Origin of the sequence: Marinobacterium lacunae (assembly GCF_000705555.1) — a bacterium.
GTDB lineage: Bacteria > Pseudomonadota > Gammaproteobacteria > Pseudomonadales > Balneatricaceae > Marinobacterium_D > Marinobacterium_D lacunae.
Genome location: NZ_JMQN01000011.1, coordinates 258,547 through 281,671 on the forward strand (window position 1 = coordinate 258,547; position 23,125 = coordinate 281,671).

A 23,125-nucleotide genomic window follows, 5' to 3' on the forward strand; every position below is an offset into this window, starting at 1 on the left:
CATGCATGAGTAAAATCTGGGATATTTCTCAACTACTGCGCCCCGGCCTGCCGGTCTGGCCAGGCGATAGCACGTTCGAGACCAACGCCAAGTGGGTACTGGACAGCGACTGCCCGGTGAATGTCGGCCAGTTCCAGCTTTCGACCCATTCGGGCACCCACGCCGATGCACCCCTTCACTACGACCCAATGGGTCTAGCAATAGCGGACGTCGATCTCGATATCTATATCGGACCTTGTGTGCTCATTGATGCGATCTGTGCAAAAGGTCAGGTAGAGCCTGAGGACATTGCCGATCAGTTGCCCAACCGGGTGGAGCGAGTTCTGCTGCGAACCTATGCAGCCTTTCCTCACGATCATTGGGTCGAGAAATTCACGTCTGTAGCCCCGGCTACAATCGATCTGATCGCCTCCCGCGGTGCCAGACTGATCGGTATCGACAGTCCATCGCTAGATCCACAAACCTCAAAAACTTTGGATGCGCACCATGCGGCTCATCGTTGCAGCCTAGCCATCCTCGAAGGATTGGTGCTCGATGGAGTCCCCCCAGGCAACTACGAACTGATTGCACCGCCGCTGAAACTGAAACAGCTTGACGCTTCGCCCGTGCGCGCCCTGCTCAGGAGTATCTGAAAATGACATTGCTTAACAAAGACCATTTTATAGAACTGGATCGCCAAGATCCGCTTGCGCAGTTTCGAGAGGAATTCGAGCTGCCCGAAGAGCATATCTACCTCAATGGCAATTCGCTGGGTGTAATGCCCAAAGCCAGCAAGGAAAAAGCCAGGAAAGTGGTTGAGCAGGAGTGGGGGCAGGGGCTGATACGCAGCTGGAACACCGCCGACTGGATTCACCTGCCACGCCGTGTAGGCGACAAGATCGCCGGCATCGTCGGCGCTGCGCCAGGGGAGGTGATCGTCGCGGATTCCACCTCTGTCAATCTGTTCAAGCTTGCCGCGGCGGCCCTCAGACTGCGTCCAAATCGCCACAAGATTCTGTCCGAGCCTGGCAACTTTCCGACAGACCTCTATATTCTCCAGGGTCTAGAGCGATTCATGGACGGCAAGGTACATCTGCATACCCAGCCCCGTCAGGAAATTCTCGATGCAATCGATGACGACACTGCTCTTGTCGTACTGACCCATGTTCACTACAAGAGTGGTGCCATGTTCAACATGGCTGAGATTACCCGCAAAGCCCACGAAAAGGGCGCGCTGATACTTTGGGATCTGAGTCATAGCACGGGGGCGGTGCCGGTGGCACTGAACAACGTCGAGGCTGACTTTGCTATCGGCTGTGGCTACAAGTACCTCAATGGCGGCCCTGGTGCGCCCGGCTTCCTATTTGTTGCGCAGCGGCACCAGGCCGAGTTGGAGCAGCCGCTCTCCGGTTGGTTCGGCCACGCCAACGCCTTTGCCATGAGCGATACCTATGAACCGGCGCCCGGTATCGAGCGTACCCTGTGCGGAACTACACCTGTTGTCGGTGCTAGCCTGCTGGAGGTGGGTGTCGATATCATGGCCGCTGCGGATATGGGGCGTATTCGTGAGAAGTCTTTGAAGATGAGCGAACTGTTCATCGCCCTGGTTGAACAGCGCCTGGCTGACCACGGTTTTGGTCTGGCCACATCAAAACGTCCCGCAGAGCGCGGCAGCCAAGTATCGCTGACACATGAGCATGGCTTCGCCATCATGCAGGCACTGATCAAGCGCAATATCGTCGGCGACTTCAGGGCTCCCGACATCATGCGATTCGGATTTACCCCGCTGTACGTTCGCTACATCGATATCTGGAACTGTATTGATGCTCTGGCTCAGATCATGGAGATCGCAGAGTGGGACCGTCCTGAGTTCAAGAAGATCACAGCGGTGACCTGAGCGCGACTCGGCATTACCAAGGCAGCTCTGCTTTGGCGGCGGCTTTTACAGTCGCCGCACTGTTTCCCTGAGCGTCTATATTTAATTGGCAACATAAGCGCATGACGATGACACCATTTGTAACTTTCGCAGCCCTTGGGTTGTTATCCGGTCTTCTGTCCGGCTTGTTTGGCATTGGCGGCGGTCTGGTTATCGTCCCGGTACTCATATACACCTTTACCCTTCAGGGTCTGCCGCCCGATATTTTGACCCATCTGGCAGTCGGTACATCACTGGCGACCATCGTGTTCACGTCTATTAATTCGGTTCTGGCCCATCACCGTCATGGTGCTGTCAGGTGGAAACTGGTGACGTGGATGACGCTAGGTATCATCGCCGGCAGCGCCGCCGGGGCTGTAACAGCATCCATGATAACCGGACCGTTGCTGCAGAAAATAATCGGCATCTTCGCTATACTGATGGCCTGCCAAATGGCATTTGAACTCAAGCCCCGCAGCACAGACCAGACGCAGAGCCCAAACCGATATTCCCTCTCGTTAGCGGGTGGCGTGATCGGATGGGCATCGGCGATCTTCGGTATCGGCGGCGGCTCACTCACCGTCCCTTACCTTCATTGGAAAGGTATCAGCATGAAAGAAGCCGTGGCGACCTCGGCCGCGGCGGGCTTACCGATCTCAATATCAGCCTCGGCCTCATTCATCTGGGTCGGCCTGGGCGATGCGAGCCTTCCGCAATGGAGTATCGGTTTTGTCTATATTCCTGCGCTCATTGGGATAGTCTGCACCAGCATGCTATCGGCCCGAGCGGGCGCTAGGCTGGCTCATAAACTTGATCCAAGGCTGCTTAAACGACTATTCGCGTTACTGCTATTAACGGTAGGCCTGAATTTTCTTCTGTAGCAAGCCACAATATGGAAAGCCGAAATGACACGCATCGGCGATGGGCTGAGGCTTTCCGACACATCATTTCAATCTCGCGTTATACTTCTGACCATCAAAAGCCTTCACGCCGATTTGACCTGATGGATCTGTCACGCATCAACCTGAACCTGCTCTGCGTATTGCATCAACTGCTGGAGAAACGCAGTGTCAGCGCAGCCGCGCAGGCGCTCAGTTTGACGCAGCCTGCGCTCAGCCGCAGCCTTGCCCAACTGCGTGAACAGTTTGACGACCCATTGCTGGTCCGCGTCGGTAACCAGATGCATCTGACACCAAGAGCAGAGGAGTTGCAGCGCCAACTCCCGCCGGTTCTGCAGAACCTGGAGGCGTTCTTCACCCCCGGTCACTTTAATGCTGAGCAGTTCAACGGTCGATTCAACATCGCCATTACCGACTACATCGCCGAACATATACTGCCACCTATTGTCGGTAACCTGAGCGAAGAGGTGCCGGGCCTGCGCCTGCACTTCCGCCTTTGGGAGCCGGGCATGCTGGCCGACCTTCGCGAAGGCCGACTCGACATGGCTGCCTGCGTGCTTGATGAGGCTCCCGACGATATTCATGGTCGGGAAGCGGGTCAGGATCATTATGTGTGCCTGATGCGTCGCGACCACCCCCTCGCCTCAGCCACACTGGATACCCAGGCCTACATTGATTCAGGCCATATCAGCATCAGCGGCGGCGGTGACAAGAACAGGGCGGTGGATGATGCCCTGCACCTGCAAGGCCTGCACCGCTCCATACGCGTCAGCGTACCGTTCATTCAAGCGGCACTGGCCTTTACCGCGCGTAGCGACCTGCTGCTGACACTGCCTGCTCACATGGCCAACTCGCTGGCCTCCCGATTTGACCTCGAACCCCGCCCCCTGCCCTTTAAGGTCGAACCGCTTCGCTACTATCTGCTGTGGCACCGCCGCCAGCAGCACGACCCAGCCCACCGTTTTTTACGGCAGCGGCTTTTCGATGCGGTATACGACTCCCCCTTCTCCCACTGACTTACGTCATAACAAAAACTGATAACCCATATTAGTACAGACGATTAGCCAGCCGCTAAGGGCGTACATAGACTATCAGCCATCACATATTTTTATTTACCGATCAGACAAGTGAGGCTAACAGATGCTGGAGTGGTTGCTGTTTCTGGGCATTACGGTAGGGGGCGCCATGGTACCCGGTGCAAATCTGGCGATCGTCCTTCGAAACACCCTCAACGGTTCACGCCGGGATGGCATTCTGACCGTTTTAGGCCTTGCCTGCGCACTTTTCATACACGGCACGCTGTCATTGCTGGGCATCACCGCGTTGATACAACAGCACCCTTCGCTGTTTGAGATCATGCGCTGGTTCGGTGCCGCCTACCTGCTACTGATCGGGATGCATCAACTGTTCAAGCGGGGCGCGCCTTCACCTCAAAAAGCGACCTTTACCCCGGGACCTGCCCCGTTCCTCAGTGGCTTGTTGATCAGTCTGTTCAACCCGAAGGTACTGATCTACTTCATCGCGATCTTCACCCAGGTGATCAAACCCGAGCAGAGTCTGGCCGAACAACTGCTCTACGTGGCGACCCCGGCGTTAGCGGAGGTGACCTGGTTCACACTGGTACTGACACTGTTAAGCCGTCCCGGTGTGCAGCGTCGTCTGACCGGCATCCGTACTGCACTGGAGCGTTGCGTCGGCGGCGCCATGGTGGCACTGGGCGTCAAGCTGGGTCTCGGCTGAGCGCCCATCAGCCCGGGTGAGTCAGCCGAGGGTGTGCCTCAAAGGGTTCAAGCTGACGCGCGGCCTCGGACACCAATTCATCGGTCAATTGTCTCACCAGCGTCGAGCCGAGGTTCCACACATGCCAGTAAAGCGGTACCGCCAGATAGCGGCCGGGCGTCATCTCTTCAAGCACCCCGCTTGCCATCAGCGCCGCCCCTTGCTGCTCCGGCACCATACCGCAGGCGAGTCCGCGTACGATCAGGTCGCAAAACGCGGTTGATGAAGGTATGCGGTGACGCGGGTACTCATGAGGCCCAATGCCGAAAAACTGTTGCAGATAACGGTTCTGCAGCTGATCTTTGTGACTGAACTCCGCCACCGGCGCGCACCGGAAGGCCTCCGCCGTCACCCCATCGGGGAAATAGTGTTTCAGATAGTCACGACTGGCCAAACAGCGATAGGGGATCACCCCCAGCGGCACGCAGATACAGCCCGGCATCGCCTTTGGGCTTGACGTGACACAGCCGATCACCTCCCCATCTTTCAGCAGCTGCTGCGTTGCATCCTGATCGTCCACCTTGAGATCCATCAGCAGGCGTTCACGCTGCACAAGTGCAGACAAGGCATCGGGAAACCAGGTCTCCAGACTGTCAGCATTGATACCGATGGCCACTTTGGTGAAACCACGCTCATCCTGTTGCGACAACCCTGCCATCAACTCCTGTTCAAGCAAGCTGATCTGGCGAAAGTGCTTGAGCACCTGCTGACCGGCCTCGGTTGCATGTATCGGCACGGTGCGGACCACCAGTGTTTGCCCAAGGCGCTCTTCGAGCTGTTTGATACGTTGGGATACCGCCGACTGCGTCACATGCAGCCGCGATGCGGCACGGTCGAAACTCCCCTCTTCAACGACCGCACTTAGGGCCGCCAGTTGTCGCATATCGAGCATAATAAGTTTTACTAATTAGATATTAAAAACATTAGTTTTACTTACAATCTCATTCACCGCAATATCGCGTCTGTCTTCAACACGGCCTGTGTTCGGCACAGGCGTTTAACTTCGCTCGGGAGTGCGTGATGTTTCCGGTATTGACGCTCGAATGGCTTGCATGGGGCAAGGGGCTGGCAACTTCGGCGGGGCTGATTATGGCCATAGGCGCGCAAAACGCCTTTCTGCTGACCCAGAGTCTACGGCGGCAGTTCCATTGGCCGATCGCCCTGCTTTGCATCCTGTTCGACAGCATATTGATCACGCTGGGCGTGGCAGGACTGGGCGTATTGATCAGTCAGTCAGACCTGCTAATGACACTGTCGCGCTGGGGAGGCGGTCTGTTTCTGCTCTGGTTCGGTCTGGGCGCTGCCCGCCGCGCCTTTGGTCAAAACAGCCTGCAAAGCGGCGATACGCATGCCGCCACGCTGCGCAAAGCGCTGCTGACCACAGCGGCCGTCACACTGCTCAATCCTCATGCCTATATTGATACGGTGGTGCTAATTGGCAGTATTGGCGGGCAATACGAGCCGGATCTGCGCGTCTGGTTTGCGGTTGGTGCGATCAGCTTCTCGGCTATCTGGTTTACCGCCCTATGCGTCGGTGCCCGCTGGCTTGAACCGCTGTTTCGCAACCCGCTGTCCTGGCGCATTCTCGATGGCATGATCTGCGCCATGATGTGGACGATTGCAGTGACGTTGTTGATCTCCGGCTGAGGCACGCCTCAGCCTGATCCACCGGGCATTTTGGTTAGCACCAGTTCCGCCGTTTCATCATCTTCCTGATGCACAAGTTTGACAATCAGGTAACCGAGCTTCGGCGCCAGCCAAACCTGATCGAGTCGATCGCCGACATCCCCCCGCTCCAGACGTAACGCATTGAAAGTGCCGGCCGGCGTCGTCACCGACTCTTCTCCAACGCGCCGGTAACGGTACTCACTGACGCGGCTGCGCCGTGCGATGTCATACACGTACTCATCTCGGGGAGCCGAACAGGCGAGATCGATGCGAAGCTGAACCTGGTGATTCAAAAGATCGAACAGCGGGGCCGGGTGCGATACACGACCGTCGCCCTTGGGTGAAAACGCGCGATAACCGTAGCCTTCTGCAAACTCCAGCTTGAGGTTCTGCTTTTTGCTCATTCCCTTGCGCTGATAGTTGTACGACCGGCTTTGGATCAGTCCATCCCTGAGCTCAAACTGGCTGTTCTCTTCAATCGCCATGAACAGGAGGCTCGATAGGTTACGCGCTTGCCAGCCGCCCGTATCCAATCGCTCAATCCGTCGGGTACTCTCAAGCGATAAGCCCTTCCAGTCGACCCGATAGGACAGATCAACACCCGCACTATCCTGTAACAACGCCTCGGCACAGGCCTGTCGCGCACTCTCAGCCTGCGCAGATACTGAGGTCGCCAGCAGCGCTGCCGCCACCGCACTTAAAAACTTGCCAGCACACTTCACAACCTTTCCTCCATGACGTTTGCCATCTGTGTTTCCCGACTCTGGATGCTATTGTTCAATAAACACGGCGAACTGTCGAAGACAAACAGAAGTCGATAACAACAGATTTCAATTCGATCTCAGCCCCTGTACAGGAGTGAGTAGATGAGTGAACAATCTCTGGACCCACATGCCTTCCGCCGCGCACTGGGTAACTTCGCGACCGGCATTACTGTAGTTACGGCACAAAACACTCAAGGCGAACGCATAGGCCTCACCGTCAACAGCTTCAATTCGGTCTCGCTTGACCCTCCACTGATCCTCTGGAGCCTGGATAAACGATCCGCCGATAGCCTGGATGTCATTCGGGATGCCGGCCATTTCGCGATCAATGTTCTGGCTGCCGACCAGCTGGATCTTTCAAACCAGTTTGCCCGTCCACAGAAAGACAAGTTTGCCGGCGTCGAGTTCAGCACCGGCGCGGGAGGCTCGCCTCTGCTTGACCAGTGCGCTGCCAGCTTTCAATGCGCACTGCACCAGGAAGTAGATGCCGGCGATCACTGGATACTGCTTGGACGGGTGCTGGCGTTCGACGATTTTGGCCGCGCACCTTTGCTCTATCATCAGGGTGCGTACTCACTGGTCATCCCGCACCCGAGAGTTGCTCAGCGTCCCGAGAGCACACCGGAGGACGAAGCGCTTCAGGGTCGCCTCGCCAACAATCTGCTTTATCTGATGCTACAGGCTGTCAACGCCTACCAAAGCGCCTACCTGCCCAAGCAGCAGTCCCTCGGACTCAGTGTCAGTGAATCTCGGCTACTGATTCTGCTCAGCTCAAGGCCTGGTGCCGACACCAACGCCCTGGCACTGGACTCGGCATTACCGGGTTCTGAAATTCGCGAAGCGCTGGACAATCTGAAATCTGCAGGGCTGGTCTGCGATGTAGGGCCGGGGTTCAGCTTAACCGAGCAGGGCCGTAAACGTGCCCGAGAGTATTGGGCACTGTCGGAGCAGGAACAGAGTCAGGTGTTCGCCGATTTCAGCAGCGAACAGATCGCGCAGTTCAAGGAGATCCTGAACCGGGTGATCAAAAACGCCTGAACAAAAAAAACGGGAGCCATCGCTCCCGTTTTTTCTCAACCGAAGATGTTATCCGCGCAGGATAGACACGTCCTCAGCCTGCAGCCCCTTGTCGCTCTGATGCACGTTGAAGCGCACACGCTGACCCTCGGTCAGTGAGCGATGGCCGCGACCGCGAATATTGCGGAAGTGAACGAATACGTCATCGCCATTGGAGCGGGTGATAAAACCAAACCCCTTCGATACGTTAAACCATTTAACCGTACCCTCTTCACGGCCGTCGTTTTCGGACTCTTCGTCTTCAGATTCAGCATACGGACGGGAGGAGGAACGCGAAGGGCTGGAAGATGATTGCCCCAGAGCGGAGATAAGCGTAGCCGCCAGAACAATTACAAATGTCACACCCAATACGACTGCGTTCAGCGCGATGTCGACGCCAGCCACCTGTGACAATACCGAGGGGATCGCCACAGCTGCGATGGCGCTAAGCACAATACTTTTAAAAACCTGAATACCACTCATCTATTCGATTTCTCTTCTATTTTTGTAAAGTTAAAAAGGTGAAATGACTACACTTTCACAGTGTGCAGTTAACCGACGAGATATAACGTATTAGCCATATTTTTTCAACAACTTATACTATACGGACAGCCAAAAACGCCGGAACGGGTCTATACGGAGCATCCAACGCAAGCGACGGTGTTCAGTATCGTGTGAGCAGTCTATGCTTGCCGCTGCCGCCAACCGGCCAACTCGACGAACATGCACAGGAGGATCTGATGTCAATACAAGAGCAGATCGCGGAGCTGGAAACCCGCGTTGCATTCCAGGAGGACGCCATCGACAAGCTCAGCGACGTGGTTGCGCGCCAAGAGCGCGATATCGAGCGTCTGACCCGGATGGTCCAGATCCTGAACTCTGAAATAAAGGAGGCGGGAATCGATCCTGATGATAACGCACCTCCTCCGCACTACTGAGCACCATCATTTATGCCCGGCGCGTTACTGAGCAACATTAAATCCATGCTGCGCGCAAAGGCGCGCGGCGAGAGTTCTCGACGAAAACGCCTTATCCACAGCCTGATGGCCGACCCCGGCATTCAGGCACTGATCCATCAGCGCGCCACAGAGCGTGGCGAAACGTTGTTGCAGGTCGAGGCGCAAGCACTTACCTATCTCAACACACTCTGCGCCGATATGTCGCCGCGGGTAGTCGAGAACCTCTACCCACTATTCAGCCTTCTGCTCCGCCACCTTTACCCGCGTATCGAAACCCGCGGACTGAGTCAGCTGCATGCACTGAGTAAGACTCACCAGCTGATCTACCTGCCCAACCACCGCAGCCATATCGACTACCTGCTCATATCCTGGGCACTCTATCGTGACCGGCTATCGCTGCCTCAGGTCGCCGCTGGCGATAACCTGAATCTGCCGCTGGTCGGCCCTCTCCTGCGTCGGGCCGGTGCCGTGTTCATGCGTCGGAGCTTCCTGCATGATGTGCTTTATACACAACTGTTCCAGCGCTACCTGAGCCAACTACTGCAAGACAGTCAGGCGTTTGAGTTTTTTGTTGAAGGCGGACGCAGCCGCACAGGACGTCTGCTTCCGGCCCGACGCGGTCTTCTCGGCATGACGTTGCAGGCTTGGCAGGACACCGGTAGCAAGCCGCTGGCACTGGTGCCGATATCGATCAACTACGACCTCTGTCTGGAAAACAGTCAGTACATGCGTGAGCTGGCAGGCGCGCCTAAGAAACAGGAAAGCCTCGCCGGAGTCATTGCATCGGCATCCAACCTGTTCCGGCGTTGTGGCGGTGCCTATATGACGATAGGCGAGCCTTTAAGGCTATCACCCGGCGACGACATTTCGGCCGATGCTGCGGGTATGAGCACTTTGCGGCGCATCAATGCCGCCTCTGTCTCCACGCCGATGGCAAGGCTGGCCAGCCTGATGCCCAGTCGGCCCGATACGCCGATCAGCCGCAACGAGATGGCCTATCGCCTGACAAGCCTGTCCAGCCTGCTCGAACAACTCGGCGTTCCAATGCCCCAGACCGATCCCGAGCCCGACAGGATCATCACCGAAGCGAAACGACGCGGCCAGATAAGCTTGAGCGGCGATAAACTGCTTCTCACCGACCGACAGGTTGCGGGGCTCTGCTTCTACCGCAACGGCCTCACCCATGCTCTGATCTTGCCGGGACTGATGTTACTGCTCGCTGCCCGTTTGCCCGCTCCAAGCAAGTCGACGGTCACCCGTCTATTGCATGCGCTGCGGCCTTACATGGACGCCGAGTTTCATCTTCCCGAGTATTTGCTGGAAGATTCGGTGGCGGGCTTTTTAAGAAAGGCACTGCTTCAAGCGAATCTGCTGAAGGTGCAGGACCCTTATCTGCGCGTTGCCGAACATCCGCTGGCAAATACGCTTATACAACTGGCCGAGCAGGTACTGCTGCGCCAGTATCTGCTGATCAAGGTGCTTGAACAGCAGTCCGTGATTGACGAATCCCAACTGCTGGAGCTCACCAGCAGGCTCTCGGGCCATATTCATCAATGGTACGGCCACCCCTCACCCGATTACGGCGACAAGCGACAGCTGGCTCCCCTGCTTGAGCAGTTGGAAAGGCAGCAACTGCTCGAAAGAAAGGATGGGATTGTCCGGTGCCAACGAGATCTCACCCCGATCATCAGAATCGGTCAGCGCCTACTGCCGGCAGTACTGCTGAAGGAGGCTCAGCGCTGGCTGAGACAGCATTGAGGTATGACTATGCGTCTTCGAGTCGACGCAGGGCGTAGATATCATAGCGCCCGGACTTGCCCTCCAGACGAAACGAGGGCTCGGGCCCCTCGATTGCCGGTGCCTTGCGCGGTCGTTTGACGACAACCCGGCAGCGCGCCACGTCCAGTGCTGCGGCCAAAAGCTCCGCCTGATCGTCATCCGCACCGACCAGATCGCGAAACGCCAGCATCTCCTTTTTGACCAATGCTGATTTGTCACTGTGCGGAAACATCGGATCCAGATGAATCACCTGAGGACGCTCGGCTTCATCGAGCCCCCTCAACCAGACTTTGGCATCGCCCGAGAACAGCCGCATGCGTGCGACGATATCGCTCACTTCACTGTGCGCAGCACGAGCAAGGCCATCTTCCAATAGAGCGTGTACAACCGGCGAACGCTCGACCAGTGAGACTTCACAACCAAGTGTTGCCAACACAAACGCATCGCGACCAAGCCCGGCGGTCACATCGGCGATACTCGGACGCAAAGCCCCCTTGATCCCGCACGCTTTGGCAATCATCTGTCCCTTACCGCCGCCGAACTGACGCCGATGGGCTACCGCTCCGGAGACAAAATCGGCCAACACAGCTCCCGGTCGCTTACGGCCCGTCTGCTGCAACACCAATGCATCGGGCGTACACAGCAGGAACTGTTCAACCACGTCAGACTGCAGATCAGGCTCTTCGATAAATGTCAGATTAAGTGTACGCGCAAGCGTCTGTGCCCTATCAATCTGCTCCGGCACTGTCGCAGCGACGGCCAGTAGATGTTCAGCTGACAAACCAGACTCCCAGTAGCACCGCACCCAGCAACAGGCGATAGATCACAAACGGGATCATACCAACGCGGTCAAGCCATTTGAGAAACAGGTAGATACACGCCAGCGCACTCACCGCCGCCAACACCGCTCCGACGCTGACCATCTCCCATTGTGTCTCGCTACCGCTGCGCATCAACTCAAGGGTTTTCAGGCTCCCGGCAGCCACGATCACGGGAATCGACAACAGGAAAGAGAAACGTGCCGCACTCTGGCGATCGAAGCCCAGCATCAACGATGCCGTAATCGTAATACCTGAGCGCGATGTGCCGGGAATCAGCGCCAGTGCCTGCGCCACTCCGATCATCAGCGCATCGCGAACCCCAAGTGTTTCGTTACTGCGCACTCGGGTGCCTTTGATATCCGCCCAGCCAAGCAACACGCCAAAAATCAACGTCGTTGCCGCAATCACGAGTATTGAGCGCCCATAGTGCTCAACCAATGTGTTGCACAGGCCGCCAAATGCCAGTGCCGGCAGGGTCGCCAGAATGACCAGCCAGCCAAGCCGCCCCTCAGGACTGCTTTGCCCGCCGAGCGCTGCCAAGGATGCCCGGGTCATCCGCCAGACCTCGGCGCGGAAATAGTAGACAACGGCTACCAGCGTACCCACATGCACGCCCACGTCGAACGCCAAGCCCTGATCAGGCCATCCCAGCAGCTGTGACGGAAGAATAAGATGAGCAGAACTGGAGATCGGTAGAAATTCGGTCAGCCCCTGAATAAGAGCGAGCAGGACGATATGAATCCAGTCGCCAAGCGTCACTGCTGATCCCTCTTTTTCCACGTGCCTTCACGCAGATACACCGGCAATGCCTGCTCTGGTGCAAGCGCTCCGCCCTGTGCCAACTGATGCTCTGCCAGCGTCAACATATCGCGCGCATCCGGGCAGATATCCACATTCATCACCACTACCTGATCACGCAGCACCTGCGGCATCTGCTCGGCATAACGCCATCCGCTGCCCACGGCAAGCCAGTCGCCCGCCTCGGGAGCCTCGGCATCCGCCGGTGAACGCACGGATTCCTCCATCAACGCTCGCGGCAGTGCTTCAGTGATATCAAACGCGCCCCAGTAAACCTCATCCATACGAGCATCCAGCGCAGTCAGTACGCGGGAATGACCAGAGCCCAACGCCTTTGCGCTCACGGCCATCGCCTCAAGAGTCGAGATCGGAAGCAGGGGGATACCCGCGCCGAGTGCCAAGCCCTGTGCGGCGCCGGTCGCAATACGTATACCGGCAAACGATCCGGGACCACGTCCGAAGGCTATCGCATCCAGAGAGTTCAGTGCCACACCCGCCTGCCCGATAAGACGCTCGACCATGGGCAGCAGCAAATGGGTATGGCGACGAGGTTCAATCACGAATTCGTGAAAAATCTCGCCATCGATGTTCAAAGCGACCGAACATGCGTCGGTCGAAGTATCCAGTGCCAGGATTCGAGACATGGGGTATTCCGTCATACAAAACCGGGCGCCATTGTATAGGCGCGTCCTTATGGTTTCATTAACTCAAAGCAGTTCGTCACCCCAGCGGGGCAAAAGCGTCTGTTCGATACCGAGCTGCGAGAGGATACGGGCAACGATGAAATCGATCATATCCTCCACGCTCCCGGGGCGTTGATAAAAGCCGGGACTGGCTGGAATCACAACAGCGCCCATGCGCGTAAGCTTGAGCATGTTTTCCAGATGTATCTCTGAATAGGGAGCTTCGCGCGGCACCAACAACAGCTGGCGGCGCTCCTTGAGTGCCACGTCTGCAGCACGTTCTATGAGATTGTTGCTGGCACCACAGGCGATAGCGGACAACGTGCCGGTGCTGCATGGACATACCACCATCGAGCCAGGCGCGCCGGAGCCGGATGCCACCGGCGCAAACCACTGCTCACGGCCAAACACCTTTAGCTGGTCATCGCCGGCATTAAACAGACGCGAGAGATATTCGCCCTGAGCTTCGGACTGCCCGGGCAGTTTCAGATCTGTCTCGGTGGCGATCACGACCTGAGCGGCGCGGGATATCATCAACAGCACCTGGGTATCGGCTTGAAGCAGGCACTGCACCAGCCGCAGGCCGTACTGCACGCCCGAGGCACCGGTAATCGCCACGCTCACCCGTCGCGAAAACTGTCTACTCATGACACTACCCCCCGACGCTTCAACCGCTCAAGCAGCTTGTGGTGTATACCGCCAAAACCACCGTTACTCATGATCACGATATGACTGCCGCTGACCGCATCCTGTGCCAGGGTATCGATCAACGCATCAAGATCGGAATGCAGGCTGGCCGGATTACCGCTTTGTGAAACAACCTGATCCAGTGACCACTCCAGTCCCGGTGGCTGATACCAATACACCCTGTCGGCAGCCGCAGCCGACTGCGCAAGCGCATCTCGATGAGCGCCCAGACGCATGGTATTGGAGCGCGGCTCGATCACCGCAAGCAAAGGTGCATCGCCGATACGTGCACGAATCCCCGCTAGCGTTGTATCGATGGCGGTCGGATGATGGGCAAAGTCGTCGTACACGCTCACACCGTCAACTTCGCCGATCAACTCCATTCGCCGCTTGACGCCACCAAAGGCGCTGAGTGCCTCGGCGGCATGAACCGGCGTCACACCCACATGCCGCGCCGCCAACAACGCATGCAAGCCGTTACTGACATTGTGTTCACCGGTCAATGACCAGCTCACCCGCGCGACCTCCTGACCTTCGTGCAGTACCGCAAACCGACTGCCGTCCGCTTCGAGAAGACGGGCTTGCCACTGCCCCTGATCGCCGGTGGCGACCTGCTCACTCCAGCAGCCCATACGCAACACCGCCTGTAGCGATTCGGATCCGGCAGGAACGACCACCTGGCCAGAACCGGGCACAATCCGCATCAGATGGTGAAACTGACGCTGGATCGCGGCCAGATCCGGGAAAATGTCGGCGTGATCGTACTCGAGGTTGTTCAGAATCACCGTGCGCGGACTGTAGTGTACAAACTTGGAACGCTTGTCGAAAAATGCGGTGTCATACTCATCCGCCTCGATAACGAAGAACGGGGTACCACCCAGACGCGCCGAGCGGTCGAAATTTTTGGGCACCCCACCGATGAGGAACCCCGGCGCCATACCCGCATGCTCAAGCACCCACGCCAGCATGGTTGCCGTGGTGGTTTTGCCGTGGGTACCCGCCACCGCCATGACCCAGCGCTCTTTCAATACATGATCATGTAACCACTGCGGACCGGAGGTATAGGGCAGACCTCTCTCGAGCACCGCTTCAACACAGGGGTTACCCCGGCTCATGGCGTTACCGACGATGACACAGTCCGGCGCCGGCTCAAGCTGTGCCGGATCATACCCCTCTATCAGGGCGATGCCGGCCTGCTCCAGCTGGGTACTCATCGGCGGATAAACATTGGCGTCGGAGCCCGTCACTGTGTGCCCGAGTTCACGCGCCAGAATCGCCAGCGAGCCCATAAAGGTGCCGCAGATGCCGAGTATATGTATGTGCACTTCAATCCCTCTTGAATCAGCTGCCGCTATGATAGCGTTTTTTACCGCCCGACCGTTACATCGTCCGCCGTGTAAGCGTTCCAGCCCCACCCGTTATGGGCTGTACAACGCCTGCGCCTCACTGAAGAAGATCGCCGACACCCATGCATTGCCGTGGATATTGACGTATAATTTAGGCCCGAATTTCAAGCCGCTAATCCCAAAGGTCAAAACACCCGATGCAGCTTCTAAGCGCCTACCTAAAACACCACAATACCGACACCGAACTGGTCGAACTTATCGAGACCCTGATGGTTGCCTGCAAAGAGATCGCTCTGCAGCTGCGTGAAGGCGCGCTCGCCGGTATTCACGGCACCACCGACAACACCAATGTCCAGGGTGAGACGCAGAAGAAGCTGGATATCATCTCCAACGACATCCTCAAGGAAGTGCTGCTGGATAATCCGCTGGTACGTGGCGTGGCTTCTGAAGAGGAAGACGATCCGGTCTTTGGCAACCCCAATGGGCGTTTTCTGGTGACCTTCGATCCGCTCGACGGTTCATCCAACATCGACATCAATGTCTCTGTCGGCACCATTTTCTCGATTCTCGAAGTGCCCGAGGGCGACGCGGCTGACAGCGTCGAGCTGTTCCTGCAGCCGGGGCGCAGACAAGTGGCTGCCGGATACGTTCTGTATGGCCCGTCGGCGGTTCTGTCTCTGACCACCGGCGAAGGCGTCAACATGTTCACGCTGGCGCATACCGGCGACTTCCTGCTGACCCGCGAAGACGTGAAGATCCCGAACAGCACCAAAGAGTTCGCCATCAACATGTCGAACCACCGCTTCTGGGAACCGGCGATGCGCAACTATGTCGGCGACCTGCTCTCCGGTAGCGAAGGCCCCCGTGAGAAGAACTACAACATGCGCTGGATCGCCTCCATGGTGGCCGAAGTGCATCGCGTACTGACACGCGGCGGCATTTTCACCTATCCCTGGGACTCACGCGACCCTCAGAAACCGGGCAAGCTGCGCCTGATGTACGAAGGCAACCCGATGAGCATGCTGGTCGAACAGGCCGGTGGTCGCTCAACCACCTGCTACAGCGACATTCTGGATGTGGATCCTCAGCACATCCATCAGCGCGTTGCGGTCGCACTGGGCTCGTCTGAAGAGGTGGAGACGCTGATGCGCTACCACCGGGAGACCCCCTCCGTAATTCAGCAGTAAGTCTTATTCTTACCTGAGCGGCATACTGGGTATAATGCCGCTCAGTTCCGATCTTTAAACCGACTAACAGGAAGAGACGCATGAGCTTTGCGAAAGTGCCTGCCGGCAAAGAACTGCCGGATGACCTCTACGTGATCATCGAAATCCCTGCCGAGAGCTCCCCGGTCAAGTACGAGATCGACAAAGACGCCGACGCGATCTTCGTTGACCGCTTCATGGCAGCACCGATGTTCTACCCGGCCAACTACGGCTACGTGAACAACACGCTGGCTGACGATGGCGATCCGCTGGACGTACTGGTACTGACCCCGCACCCGGTGATGACCGGTTCCGTGATCCGCTGCCGTCCGGTCGGAATCCTGAACATGACCGACGAAGCCGGTGAAGACGCCAAGCTGGTTGCCGTTCCGCACCAGAAACTGAGCCAGGCCTACAACGACATCAACGATGTCGACGACCTGCCGCAGTTGCTGAAAGATCAGATCTCCCACTTCTTCGAGAACTACAAGAAGCTCGAAAAAGGCAAGTGGGTCAAGGTGGAAGGCTGGTCCAACGCCGAAGCCGCCCGCGAAGCGGTTCGCAAGTCTGTGGCTGCTTACGAAGCCCAGAAGTAAGGCTTATCCGCTCGCCCCTCCCGGGCGAGCGGGTTCCCTCTGCAGTCTCTCCTGTTCCACATCATCGTCCGGCGCTTTGCGCCATCGCCTCTTTGATACGCTGCACATACACCAGATTCTCTTTAGCCTTGGGATAAAACACCGGCGAGAGCGTCAACGCCTGTTCAAAGTAGTACTCGGCCATCTGGTAGCGCCCATCAAGCATGCAGATATAACCAATATCGTTATGCGCCTTGGCACTCTCCATCACCCGCTCCAGCGCATGCAGTGCTGACAGGTAACGCTGCTGCCGGGCGTAGACCAACCCCAAATTGCGCCAGGCCTGCTCGTAATCAGACCTTAGATCCAGTGCTCTCCTGAACTCCCGCTCTGCATCCTGCCAGCGTGATTCCAGATAGTAGGAGTACCCCAGATTGTTATGCACATCCGCGGCGTCAGGGCGGATCGCCAACGCTATGGCATACAGCCGCTGTGCCTCGGCGGTATCGCCTTCAAGATCAGCCATCACACCCAGACCGTTATAGGCATCAATGGGAGATGAGCTGTCATAACGTTCGGCAAGGTCCTCGGCAAAGCGAGCTCTGTCCTTATCCAGCGCCTTGTTCAGGTAGCTGGCCGCTTCGCGATACCGGTTGTGCTTGAGGTGGAGCACCCCCATTGCGGTCAATGCGCCGACATGTTCAGGCGCTATGCCCAATGCGCTACGCAGCGCCAGCGACGCCAGCTTTTCATTATCGCGCCGGTAGTGGATCTGGCCGATCCGGTAGTAGGCATCGGCACTGCGTGGGTCCAGCTCCAGCGCCTGTACATAGTGATACAGTGCCTCGTCGCCATCACCCCGGACCAGAGCCTGATCACCCATGCGCACACCCTCCTGCGCGGTTTTGGCCATCGGCAGGCCGGTAAACGCCAGCATGGGTTTGCCCTCGTAAAAGGCATCATTGGCCGAGGTCTTATTCTGCTCCTGCTGACTCGCACAGCCGCCAAGCGTGAGCATAGCCGCCAACAGCAACGTGCAGCCGACGTTTCGGGGATGCCTGAGGTAGAAACTGTTCGGGCCCATAACGGACTCCTTATTGTTTGGCTCCAGCGGCCATCAATGGCCGAAGACCTCGAGCACTTTGAGAATGGCCGGACCTACCGCTACCACGAAGAAACCGGGCCAGATACAAAATGTCAGCGGGAATATCATCTTGGTACCGATCTTCGCAGCCTGCTCCTCGGCCGCTTGCATCCGCTTGTCCCTGAACTCCTCCGAATACACCCGCAACGTATCGGCGATGCTACTGCCGAAACGCACGCTCTGATCGAGCAGTGCTACCAGACCGCGGATATCCTCCACGCCGGTGCGCTGCGCCATCCCGCGGAGCGCCTCGATACGGTTAACTCCTGCCCGAATCTCGACATTGACCAGATGAAGCTCTTCCGACAGCTCAGGATGGCTGACCTCCAGTTCCTGACCGACTCGCTGCAGCGCAGCTGTCAGCCCAAGCCCCGACTCCACACAGACCACCAGCAGATCCAGTGCATCCGGAAAACCGTTGCGGATCGCCCGTATGCGCCGATTGGCCATCCGGTCCAAAACAATATTGGGCAGGATGTAGCCGAAGTAAGCAGCACCTGCGCAGATGAACAGCACCTTGTCGGCGGTCAGTTCGGGCCTGAAGCTGGTCACCAACCAGGCGATGCCGAACAGCACCAGCGACGACAGCACTTTCAATGCATACAGCGTGCTCATCGCATTGGGTGCGCGAAACCCCGCATGTACCAGTTGCGCGTGCAGCTGGCTTTTATCCCAGTCCTTGCCCGGCAACAGATGGCGGGTCAGCGGATCCAGTGACGAAATCACCTTGTTGCGCCCCTCATGGCCGTGCGCCTTGTCATAACGCCCGGTCAATACCCGAATACGCTGCCGAAAAGGCGTGGCAAGGCCGGTAACCAGCACCGTCAGGCTAAGACCGAACGCAAGCGCTGCCGCGGCCACCAAAGCGACCACCACATAGCGGGCATACAACTCGTTGCCCAGCTGTTGATTGATCAGTTCAATTAACGTCTCCATAACCTATACCTCGATTCTCAACAGCCGCCTGATCCACAGGGCGCCCACCAGCATCAGTACGAAGCTGATGCCGATGAGCTGATGCCCATCGACGGATTTGACCAGAATGGAAAGGTAGCCCGGGGTGGTGAAATAGATCAGGGCAAAGAGCACGAAGGGCACCAGCATCAGAATCCACGCCGACAACCGCCCCTCAGCGGACAGGGTTTTGACGCGACGCTGAAAACGGAACCGGCCGCGGATGACGGTGCCTATGTTTTCCAGTATCTCTGCAAGATTACCGCCGGTCTCTTTCTGCACCAGCACCGCGGTTACAAACGCCATCAGCGTGACGCTGGGGACACGTTCAAGCAGCCCCAGCATCGCCCTGCGCAGGTCCGAGCCATAGTTGAGGTCGGAGTAGGTGATGCCAAACTCAACCGCCACTGGCCCTTCAAGACCTTCTGCCACCAGATTCAGTGATTCACTGAAGGGGTGCCCTGTCAGAAGCGCGCGTTTGATGATATCGATCGCCTCCGGCAATTGCGCCTCAAACTCTCCCAGACGTTTATTGCGCAACACCATTAGGCGCACGTAGGGCACAACCAACGCCACCAGCGCCGCCGCTATCGCGAGAAAGACGTTTTGAACCAGCATTAGTACCAGCACAAAGGCAACCAGGGCCAACAGCAGGGACAACAAAAACACGCGATAAGCGAGCACCTTGCTGCCCGATTGCTCGATCAGCCTCGCCAGCGTTGCCATGCCCGGCATCGACTCGAGCTGACGCTCAAAAGGATTGAGTTTTTTCAGGTAGCGCGCCCGCAACAGGGTGCTGATCGCCGGTTGATCTGACTCGGCGGCGATATCGCCAAGTCGCTGCTGCAACCGGCGCTTGACCCGACGCTGCTCACCGAACACCGGTATCGACAGGCTGGCCAGCAACAGAAACACCGACACAAACACCATCGCTAGAATGACCAGCAATTCGGTGGATTCAAGTTGAAAGTTCATCTCAGCCTCCTACCTTATTCCGGCTCGAAGATCGAGGTGGGTATCTCGATACCGCGCTGAGCCAGACGTTTATGAAATGCCGGCACAATACCGGTGGCCTTGAACCTGCCAAGCACATTGCCCTTTTCATCCACACCCTGACGCTCGAAGGTGAACAGTTCCGACATGGTGATGATGTCGCCCTCCATGCCGTTGATCTCTTGAATGCTGACCAGTTTGCGCCGGCCGTCCTCAAGTCGGGTCACCTGCAGTACCACGTCTATGGCCGAGGCGATCTGCGCGCGCAACGCTTTCGTCGGAAAGCTGATACCGGTCATCGCCACCATGTTCTCGATACGCCCCAGCGCATCGCGGGCGCTGTTGGCGTGGATGGTGGTCAGCGAGCCATCGTGACCTGTGTTCATCGCCTGAAGCATATCCAGCGTTTCGCCACCACGGACCTCACCGAGCACGATACGGTCAGGCCGCATCCTCAAGCTGTTGCGCACCAGATCGCGCTGGGTAACCTCACCGCGCCCCTCGATATTCGGCGGGCGGGTTTCCAGCCGCACCACATGGGGTTGCTGAAGCTGCAATTCGGCCGAATCCTCAATGGTGACAATCCGCTCGTCGTGAGGGATATAGGCCGAGAGGATATTGAGCAAGGTGGTCTTACCGGAACCGGTACCACCGGAGATCAGGATATTGAGCCGCGCTTTGACGATCCCTTCCAGAATCGGCGCGACACGTGCTTCCACCGATCCCAGCTCGACCAGGTTCTGCATCGACAGCAACTCGACCATGAACCGGCGAATCGATATCTGCGGCCCATCAAGCGCCAGCGGTGGAATGATGACGTTGACCCTCGAACCATCCTTGAGTCGGGCATCCACCATGGGCGATGATTCATCGATATGGCGGCCTACGCTGGAGACGATGCGGTCAATGGTGTTCATCAGGTGGCCGTTGCTGCTGAAGCTGACCGGACAGGGCTCCAGCTTGCCAAAGCGCTCTACGAAGATGGAGTCATAGCCGTTGACCAAAATATCGGAGATGGTTTTATCTTCGAGCAGCGGCTCAAGCGGCCCCAGCCCCATGATCTCGTCTTCGATCAGTTTCATGATTTTCTGACGGGACTGGGTGCTGAACGGCACCGACTGCTCCTCCATCAACTGTCGGCACAACTCGGTGATCTGCCGGCGTGCCTCGTGCTCCTCGAGGCTGTCGATCAGCGACAGGTCCATGCGCTTGAGCAGCTCCTGATGCAGCTGCAGCTTGCACTCGAGCTCCGCGGGCGACAGGGTTTCGATCATCAGCGCTGGGCGTTCATGCTCGACACCAGTCTCCGGCGTGGGGGCTGGCGTTTCAGCAACGCGCAACTTATTGATTCTGTTTCCTAAAATAGACATGGTTCAATCCCCTTTTACCAAACCGACCAATTTGCCCAGCAGTCCCGACCGAGGGGCCGGCCCCTCCCCCGACACCTGTTCACTCAGGCTGTGCAGCGCCTTGGTAATGGGCGCCCGCCTGGCCATCTGCTGCAGTGGGATACCGTCATTCAACGAATCGCAGACATGCTTGAAGTCGTTGGGGACGGTCAGTATCGGATGATGCTTCAGCGCCTTGGCCACCTCGTTGATGCTGATAGGGGCCGCTTTGTCGTATCGATTCAGCACCACCAGAATGCGGTGATCCGGTATATCCAGATCGCGCCGCATCACCTCGATCAACCGGGCCGCGTCGCGCAGATGGGTAATCCCCTGCTGCAGCACGAGCACCACCTGATCCGCGCGCTCAAGCACAGTTGTTGTGGTCAGATCGATCTGTCGCGGCAGATCCACCACCAGTTGCTGGTAGTCATTGCCGAGCAGTTTGAACAGCTGCAGCAGCTGGTCGGCCGACACCTCTTCATTGAGCAGCAATCGATCCGACTCCGAGCTCAACACCTTGAGTCCGCTCACATGGCTGGCGAGATAGCCGGCCAGTGCCACACTGTCCAGGTCTTCAACGTTTTCCAGCGCCTGTTTGATGCCGCGCTGCGGGTTGAGATCCAGGTAGTGCGACAGTGAGCCGAACTGCAGATCCAGGTCGACCAGCACCACCCGTTTCGGGCTGCTCAGCGCGAGTTGATGCGCAAGGTTAGTGGCGATCAAACTGGCTCCCGAACCGCCCTTGGCGTTCATAACCACGGTCAGATGCGCATGCAGTGCACCCTGACGCTCGAGAATCTCCCTGTAGAGCTGCTCGACAGCGCGCTGTAGATCGCCCGCCTCCACAGGTTCGGGGAAGAAGTCCCGGGCACCGGCATTCATCGACAGGCGCATCGCCTGCGAATCGCTGTTGGCACTGACGATCACCGTCGGCACGCGCGCACTGTGGGGGCGTGCACACAGCGACTCAAGCTCCGCCTGCCAGCTGTCACCGATGCGAAAGATCAACAGGTCGGGCAAGCGCTCAAGGCCGTAAAGCGGATCCGAGTGGCCGTTGCTGATCAGGCGGCAATTGATGTCGACGCTCGCCGGCATCATGGCCAACGACTGCTTGATCTCTGTCAGCGCGTCGGGAGAGCGGCTGGCAATGAGAACCGTAAAACCTGCCTGCACCTTGGCAATCGGCGGTTTCTTTACCTCGTAGAGCACGTTCTGTTTCATGACAGCTCTCCTAACTCACACATCCCTTTAACGCTAGGGACAGGCCGCAGCACCGGCTGCATCGGGATGAACACCGAGACTTTCGGCCGGTAAGGTGGTGGCAAAATCCAGTGCATCCAGGGTGATATCAAAGAACGGAATCAGCATCTGATGCTGATAACCGGTAATCGCCGAACGCACGTAGTAGGTGTTTTCGGTGGCATCTGCCTCGGTCGTGCCATCCTCTCTCAGGTAGGTGATGGCGATATTGGCATCGGTGAAATTGGGTAACAGCGTTCCGCCGAAGGCGCCGGTCGACTTGGCAAAGGCCTCGCCTGCGGCGTTCACCGGACAGACCACGGCCACACGCGCTGCTCGCCGTGTAGCCTCATCCAGCACATTCCAGGTAAACATCAGCCGACCAAACTCAATCAAGCCGAACAGCACGACAAAGAGCACAGAGCCCACAAGCGCGAACTCAACGGTGGTAATCCCCCTCTGCCGCTTTAAGTTCTCATACCTGTTCATGA

General features: G+C 57.6%; 25 protein-coding genes. 11 read left to right on the forward strand and 14 right to left on the reverse strand.

Annotation, left to right across the window (positions count from 1 at the left end; translation table 11 throughout):
• The first annotated feature begins 5 nt into the window (after positions 1 to 5).
• The 5 genes from kynB to ADIMK_RS02325 all read left to right on the forward strand — a co-directional run bounded on the left by kynB (position 6) and on the right by ADIMK_RS02325 (position 4,533).
• Positions 6 to 632: an arylformamidase gene (gene kynB / locus ADIMK_RS02305; protein ID WP_036182990.1), complete on the forward strand. Its 627-nt coding sequence runs from the start codon at positions 6 to 8 to the stop codon at positions 630 to 632.
• Positions 633 to 634: 2 nt separating this feature from the next.
• Positions 635 to 1,876 (forward strand): kynureninase, encoded by a 1,242-nt coding sequence (kynU, locus tag ADIMK_RS02310; RefSeq protein WP_036182992.1) that lies wholly within the window; start codon positions 635 to 637, stop codon positions 1,874 to 1,876.
• Positions 1,877 to 1,983: 107 nt separating this feature from the next.
• Positions 1,984 to 2,775 carry a sulfite exporter TauE/SafE family protein gene (locus ADIMK_RS02315; RefSeq protein ID WP_036183263.1) on the forward strand — a complete coding sequence of 264 codons (792 nt, stop codon included), beginning with the start codon at positions 1,984 to 1,986 and terminating at the stop codon, positions 2,773 to 2,775.
• Between the two features lie 122 nt (positions 2,776 to 2,897).
• Positions 2,898 to 3,809, forward strand: a complete 912-nt coding sequence (locus ADIMK_RS02320; protein WP_036182994.1) for a LysR family transcriptional regulator — start codon at positions 2,898 to 2,900, stop codon at positions 3,807 to 3,809.
• Positions 3,810 to 3,933: 124 nt separating this feature from the next.
• Complete coding sequence (locus ADIMK_RS02325) at positions 3,934 to 4,533, forward strand: LysE family translocator (protein WP_036182996.1); 600 nt, start codon at positions 3,934 to 3,936, stop codon at positions 4,531 to 4,533.
• Positions 4,534 to 4,540: 7 nt separating this feature from the next.
• On the opposite strand, the gene ADIMK_RS02330 is transcribed toward ADIMK_RS02325, so the two are convergent.
• Positions 4,541 to 5,464 carry a LysR family transcriptional regulator ArgP gene (locus ADIMK_RS02330; RefSeq protein ID WP_036182998.1) on the reverse strand — a complete coding sequence of 308 codons (924 nt, stop codon included), beginning with the start codon at positions 5,462 to 5,464 and terminating at the stop codon, positions 4,541 to 4,543.
• A gap of 128 nt (positions 5,465 to 5,592) precedes the next feature.
• On the opposite strand from ADIMK_RS02330, the gene ADIMK_RS02335 reads away from it, so the two are divergent.
• Positions 5,593 to 6,219: a LysE/ArgO family amino acid transporter gene (locus ADIMK_RS02335; protein ID WP_036183000.1), complete on the forward strand. Its 627-nt coding sequence runs from the start codon at positions 5,593 to 5,595 to the stop codon at positions 6,217 to 6,219.
• Between the two features lie 8 nt (positions 6,220 to 6,227).
• Here the strand turns inward: ADIMK_RS02335 and ADIMK_RS02340 are convergent, their stop codons facing one another.
• Positions 6,228 to 6,962, reverse strand: coding sequence for a DUF3108 domain-containing protein (locus ADIMK_RS02340; RefSeq protein WP_036183002.1), 735 nt, complete (start codon positions 6,960 to 6,962; stop codon positions 6,228 to 6,230).
• Between the two features lie 144 nt (positions 6,963 to 7,106).
• Here ADIMK_RS02340 and ADIMK_RS02345 point away from each other — a divergent pair, with 144 nt between their 5' ends.
• The gene (locus tag ADIMK_RS02345) at positions 7,107 to 8,042 is read left to right on the forward strand and encodes a p-hydroxyphenylacetate 3-hydroxylase reductase component (protein WP_036183004.1); all 936 of its coding nucleotides are present in this window, start codon (positions 7,107 to 7,109) and stop codon (positions 8,040 to 8,042) included.
• Between the two features lie 48 nt (positions 8,043 to 8,090).
• On the opposite strand, the gene ADIMK_RS22340 is transcribed toward ADIMK_RS02345, so the two are convergent.
• Positions 8,091 to 8,543 carry a cold-shock protein gene (locus tag ADIMK_RS22340; protein WP_036183006.1) on the reverse strand — a complete coding sequence of 151 codons (453 nt, stop codon included), beginning with the start codon at positions 8,541 to 8,543 and terminating at the stop codon, positions 8,091 to 8,093.
• Between the two features lie 257 nt (positions 8,544 to 8,800).
• Here ADIMK_RS22340 and ADIMK_RS02355 point away from each other — a divergent pair, with 257 nt between their 5' ends.
• Positions 8,801 to 8,998, forward strand: coding sequence for a SlyX family protein (locus tag ADIMK_RS02355; protein ID WP_036183008.1), 198 nt, complete (start codon positions 8,801 to 8,803; stop codon positions 8,996 to 8,998).
• A gap of 12 nt (positions 8,999 to 9,010) precedes the next feature.
• Positions 9,011 to 10,777 (forward strand): 1-acyl-sn-glycerol-3-phosphate acyltransferase, encoded by a 1,767-nt coding sequence (locus ADIMK_RS02360; RefSeq protein WP_036183010.1) that lies wholly within the window; start codon positions 9,011 to 9,013, stop codon positions 10,775 to 10,777.
• Between the two features lie 7 nt (positions 10,778 to 10,784).
• On the opposite strand, the gene ADIMK_RS02365 is transcribed toward ADIMK_RS02360, so the two are convergent.
• The 5 genes from ADIMK_RS02365 to mpl all read right to left on the reverse strand — a co-directional run bounded on the left by ADIMK_RS02365 (position 10,785) and on the right by mpl (position 15,112).
• Positions 10,785 to 11,579: a class I SAM-dependent methyltransferase gene (locus tag ADIMK_RS02365; RefSeq protein WP_231516981.1), complete on the reverse strand. Its 795-nt coding sequence runs from the start codon at positions 11,577 to 11,579 to the stop codon at positions 10,785 to 10,787.
• A complete protein-coding gene (locus ADIMK_RS02370; RefSeq protein ID WP_036183011.1) occupies positions 11,569 to 12,378 on the reverse strand; it encodes an undecaprenyl-diphosphate phosphatase in 810 nt (269 codons plus the stop codon). The genes ADIMK_RS02365 and ADIMK_RS02370 overlap by 11 nt, the downstream gene beginning before the upstream one ends.
• Positions 12,375 to 13,061: a tRNA (adenosine(37)-N6)-threonylcarbamoyltransferase complex dimerization subunit type 1 TsaB gene (gene tsaB / locus ADIMK_RS02375; protein ID WP_036183013.1), complete on the reverse strand. Its 687-nt coding sequence runs from the start codon at positions 13,059 to 13,061 to the stop codon at positions 12,375 to 12,377. The genes ADIMK_RS02370 and tsaB overlap by 4 nt, the downstream gene beginning before the upstream one ends.
• A gap of 63 nt (positions 13,062 to 13,124) precedes the next feature.
• The gene (locus tag ADIMK_RS02380; RefSeq protein WP_036183014.1) at positions 13,125 to 13,748 is read right to left on the reverse strand and encodes a flavin prenyltransferase UbiX; all 624 of its coding nucleotides are present in this window, start codon (positions 13,746 to 13,748) and stop codon (positions 13,125 to 13,127) included.
• Positions 13,745 to 15,112 carry a UDP-N-acetylmuramate:L-alanyl-gamma-D-glutamyl-meso-diaminopimelate ligase gene (gene mpl, locus ADIMK_RS02385; protein WP_036183016.1) on the reverse strand — a complete coding sequence of 456 codons (1,368 nt, stop codon included), beginning with the start codon at positions 15,110 to 15,112 and terminating at the stop codon, positions 13,745 to 13,747. The genes ADIMK_RS02380 and mpl overlap by 4 nt, the downstream gene beginning before the upstream one ends.
• 218 nt (positions 15,113 to 15,330) lie before the next feature.
• Between mpl and ADIMK_RS02390 the strand changes: the two genes are divergently transcribed.
• Together ADIMK_RS02390 and ppa are read left to right on the forward strand one after the other, a co-directional pair.
• A complete protein-coding gene (locus tag ADIMK_RS02390) occupies positions 15,331 to 16,320 on the forward strand; it encodes a class 1 fructose-bisphosphatase (protein ID WP_036183017.1) in 990 nt (329 codons plus the stop codon).
• An 80-nt stretch (positions 16,321 to 16,400) separates the two neighbouring features.
• Positions 16,401 to 16,934 (forward strand): inorganic diphosphatase, encoded by a 534-nt coding sequence (ppa, locus tag ADIMK_RS02395; RefSeq protein ID WP_036183019.1) that lies wholly within the window; start codon positions 16,401 to 16,403, stop codon positions 16,932 to 16,934.
• A gap of 61 nt (positions 16,935 to 16,995) precedes the next feature.
• On the opposite strand, the gene ADIMK_RS02400 is transcribed toward ppa, so the two are convergent.
• The 6 genes from ADIMK_RS02400 to ADIMK_RS02425 are packed head-to-tail and all read right to left on the reverse strand — an operon-like array spanning position 16,996 to position 23,123.
• Positions 16,996 to 17,997, reverse strand: a complete 1,002-nt coding sequence (locus tag ADIMK_RS02400) for a tetratricopeptide repeat protein (protein WP_051692339.1) — start codon at positions 17,995 to 17,997, stop codon at positions 16,996 to 16,998.
• 33 nt (positions 17,998 to 18,030) lie between these two features.
• Positions 18,031 to 18,993: a type II secretion system F family protein gene (locus ADIMK_RS02405; protein ID WP_036183021.1), complete on the reverse strand. Its 963-nt coding sequence runs from the start codon at positions 18,991 to 18,993 to the stop codon at positions 18,031 to 18,033.
• Positions 18,994 to 18,996: 3 nt separating this feature from the next.
• On the reverse strand, positions 18,997 to 19,986 hold the full coding sequence (locus tag ADIMK_RS02410; RefSeq protein ID WP_036183023.1) for a type II secretion system F family protein: 990 nt from the start codon (positions 19,984 to 19,986) through the stop codon (positions 18,997 to 18,999).
• A 14-nt stretch (positions 19,987 to 20,000) separates the two neighbouring features.
• Positions 20,001 to 21,374 carry a TadA family conjugal transfer-associated ATPase gene (locus ADIMK_RS02415; protein WP_051692341.1) on the reverse strand — a complete coding sequence of 458 codons (1,374 nt, stop codon included), beginning with the start codon at positions 21,372 to 21,374 and terminating at the stop codon, positions 20,001 to 20,003.
• A 3-nt stretch (positions 21,375 to 21,377) separates the two neighbouring features.
• Complete coding sequence (locus tag ADIMK_RS02420) at positions 21,378 to 22,616, reverse strand: CpaE/TadZ family protein (protein WP_051692344.1); 1,239 nt, start codon at positions 22,614 to 22,616, stop codon at positions 21,378 to 21,380.
• Between the two features lie 33 nt (positions 22,617 to 22,649).
• Positions 22,650 to 23,123, reverse strand: a complete 474-nt coding sequence (locus ADIMK_RS02425; protein ID WP_036183024.1) for a TadE/TadG family type IV pilus assembly protein — start codon at positions 23,121 to 23,123, stop codon at positions 22,650 to 22,652.
• Positions 23,124 to 23,125 lie beyond the last annotated feature (2 nt).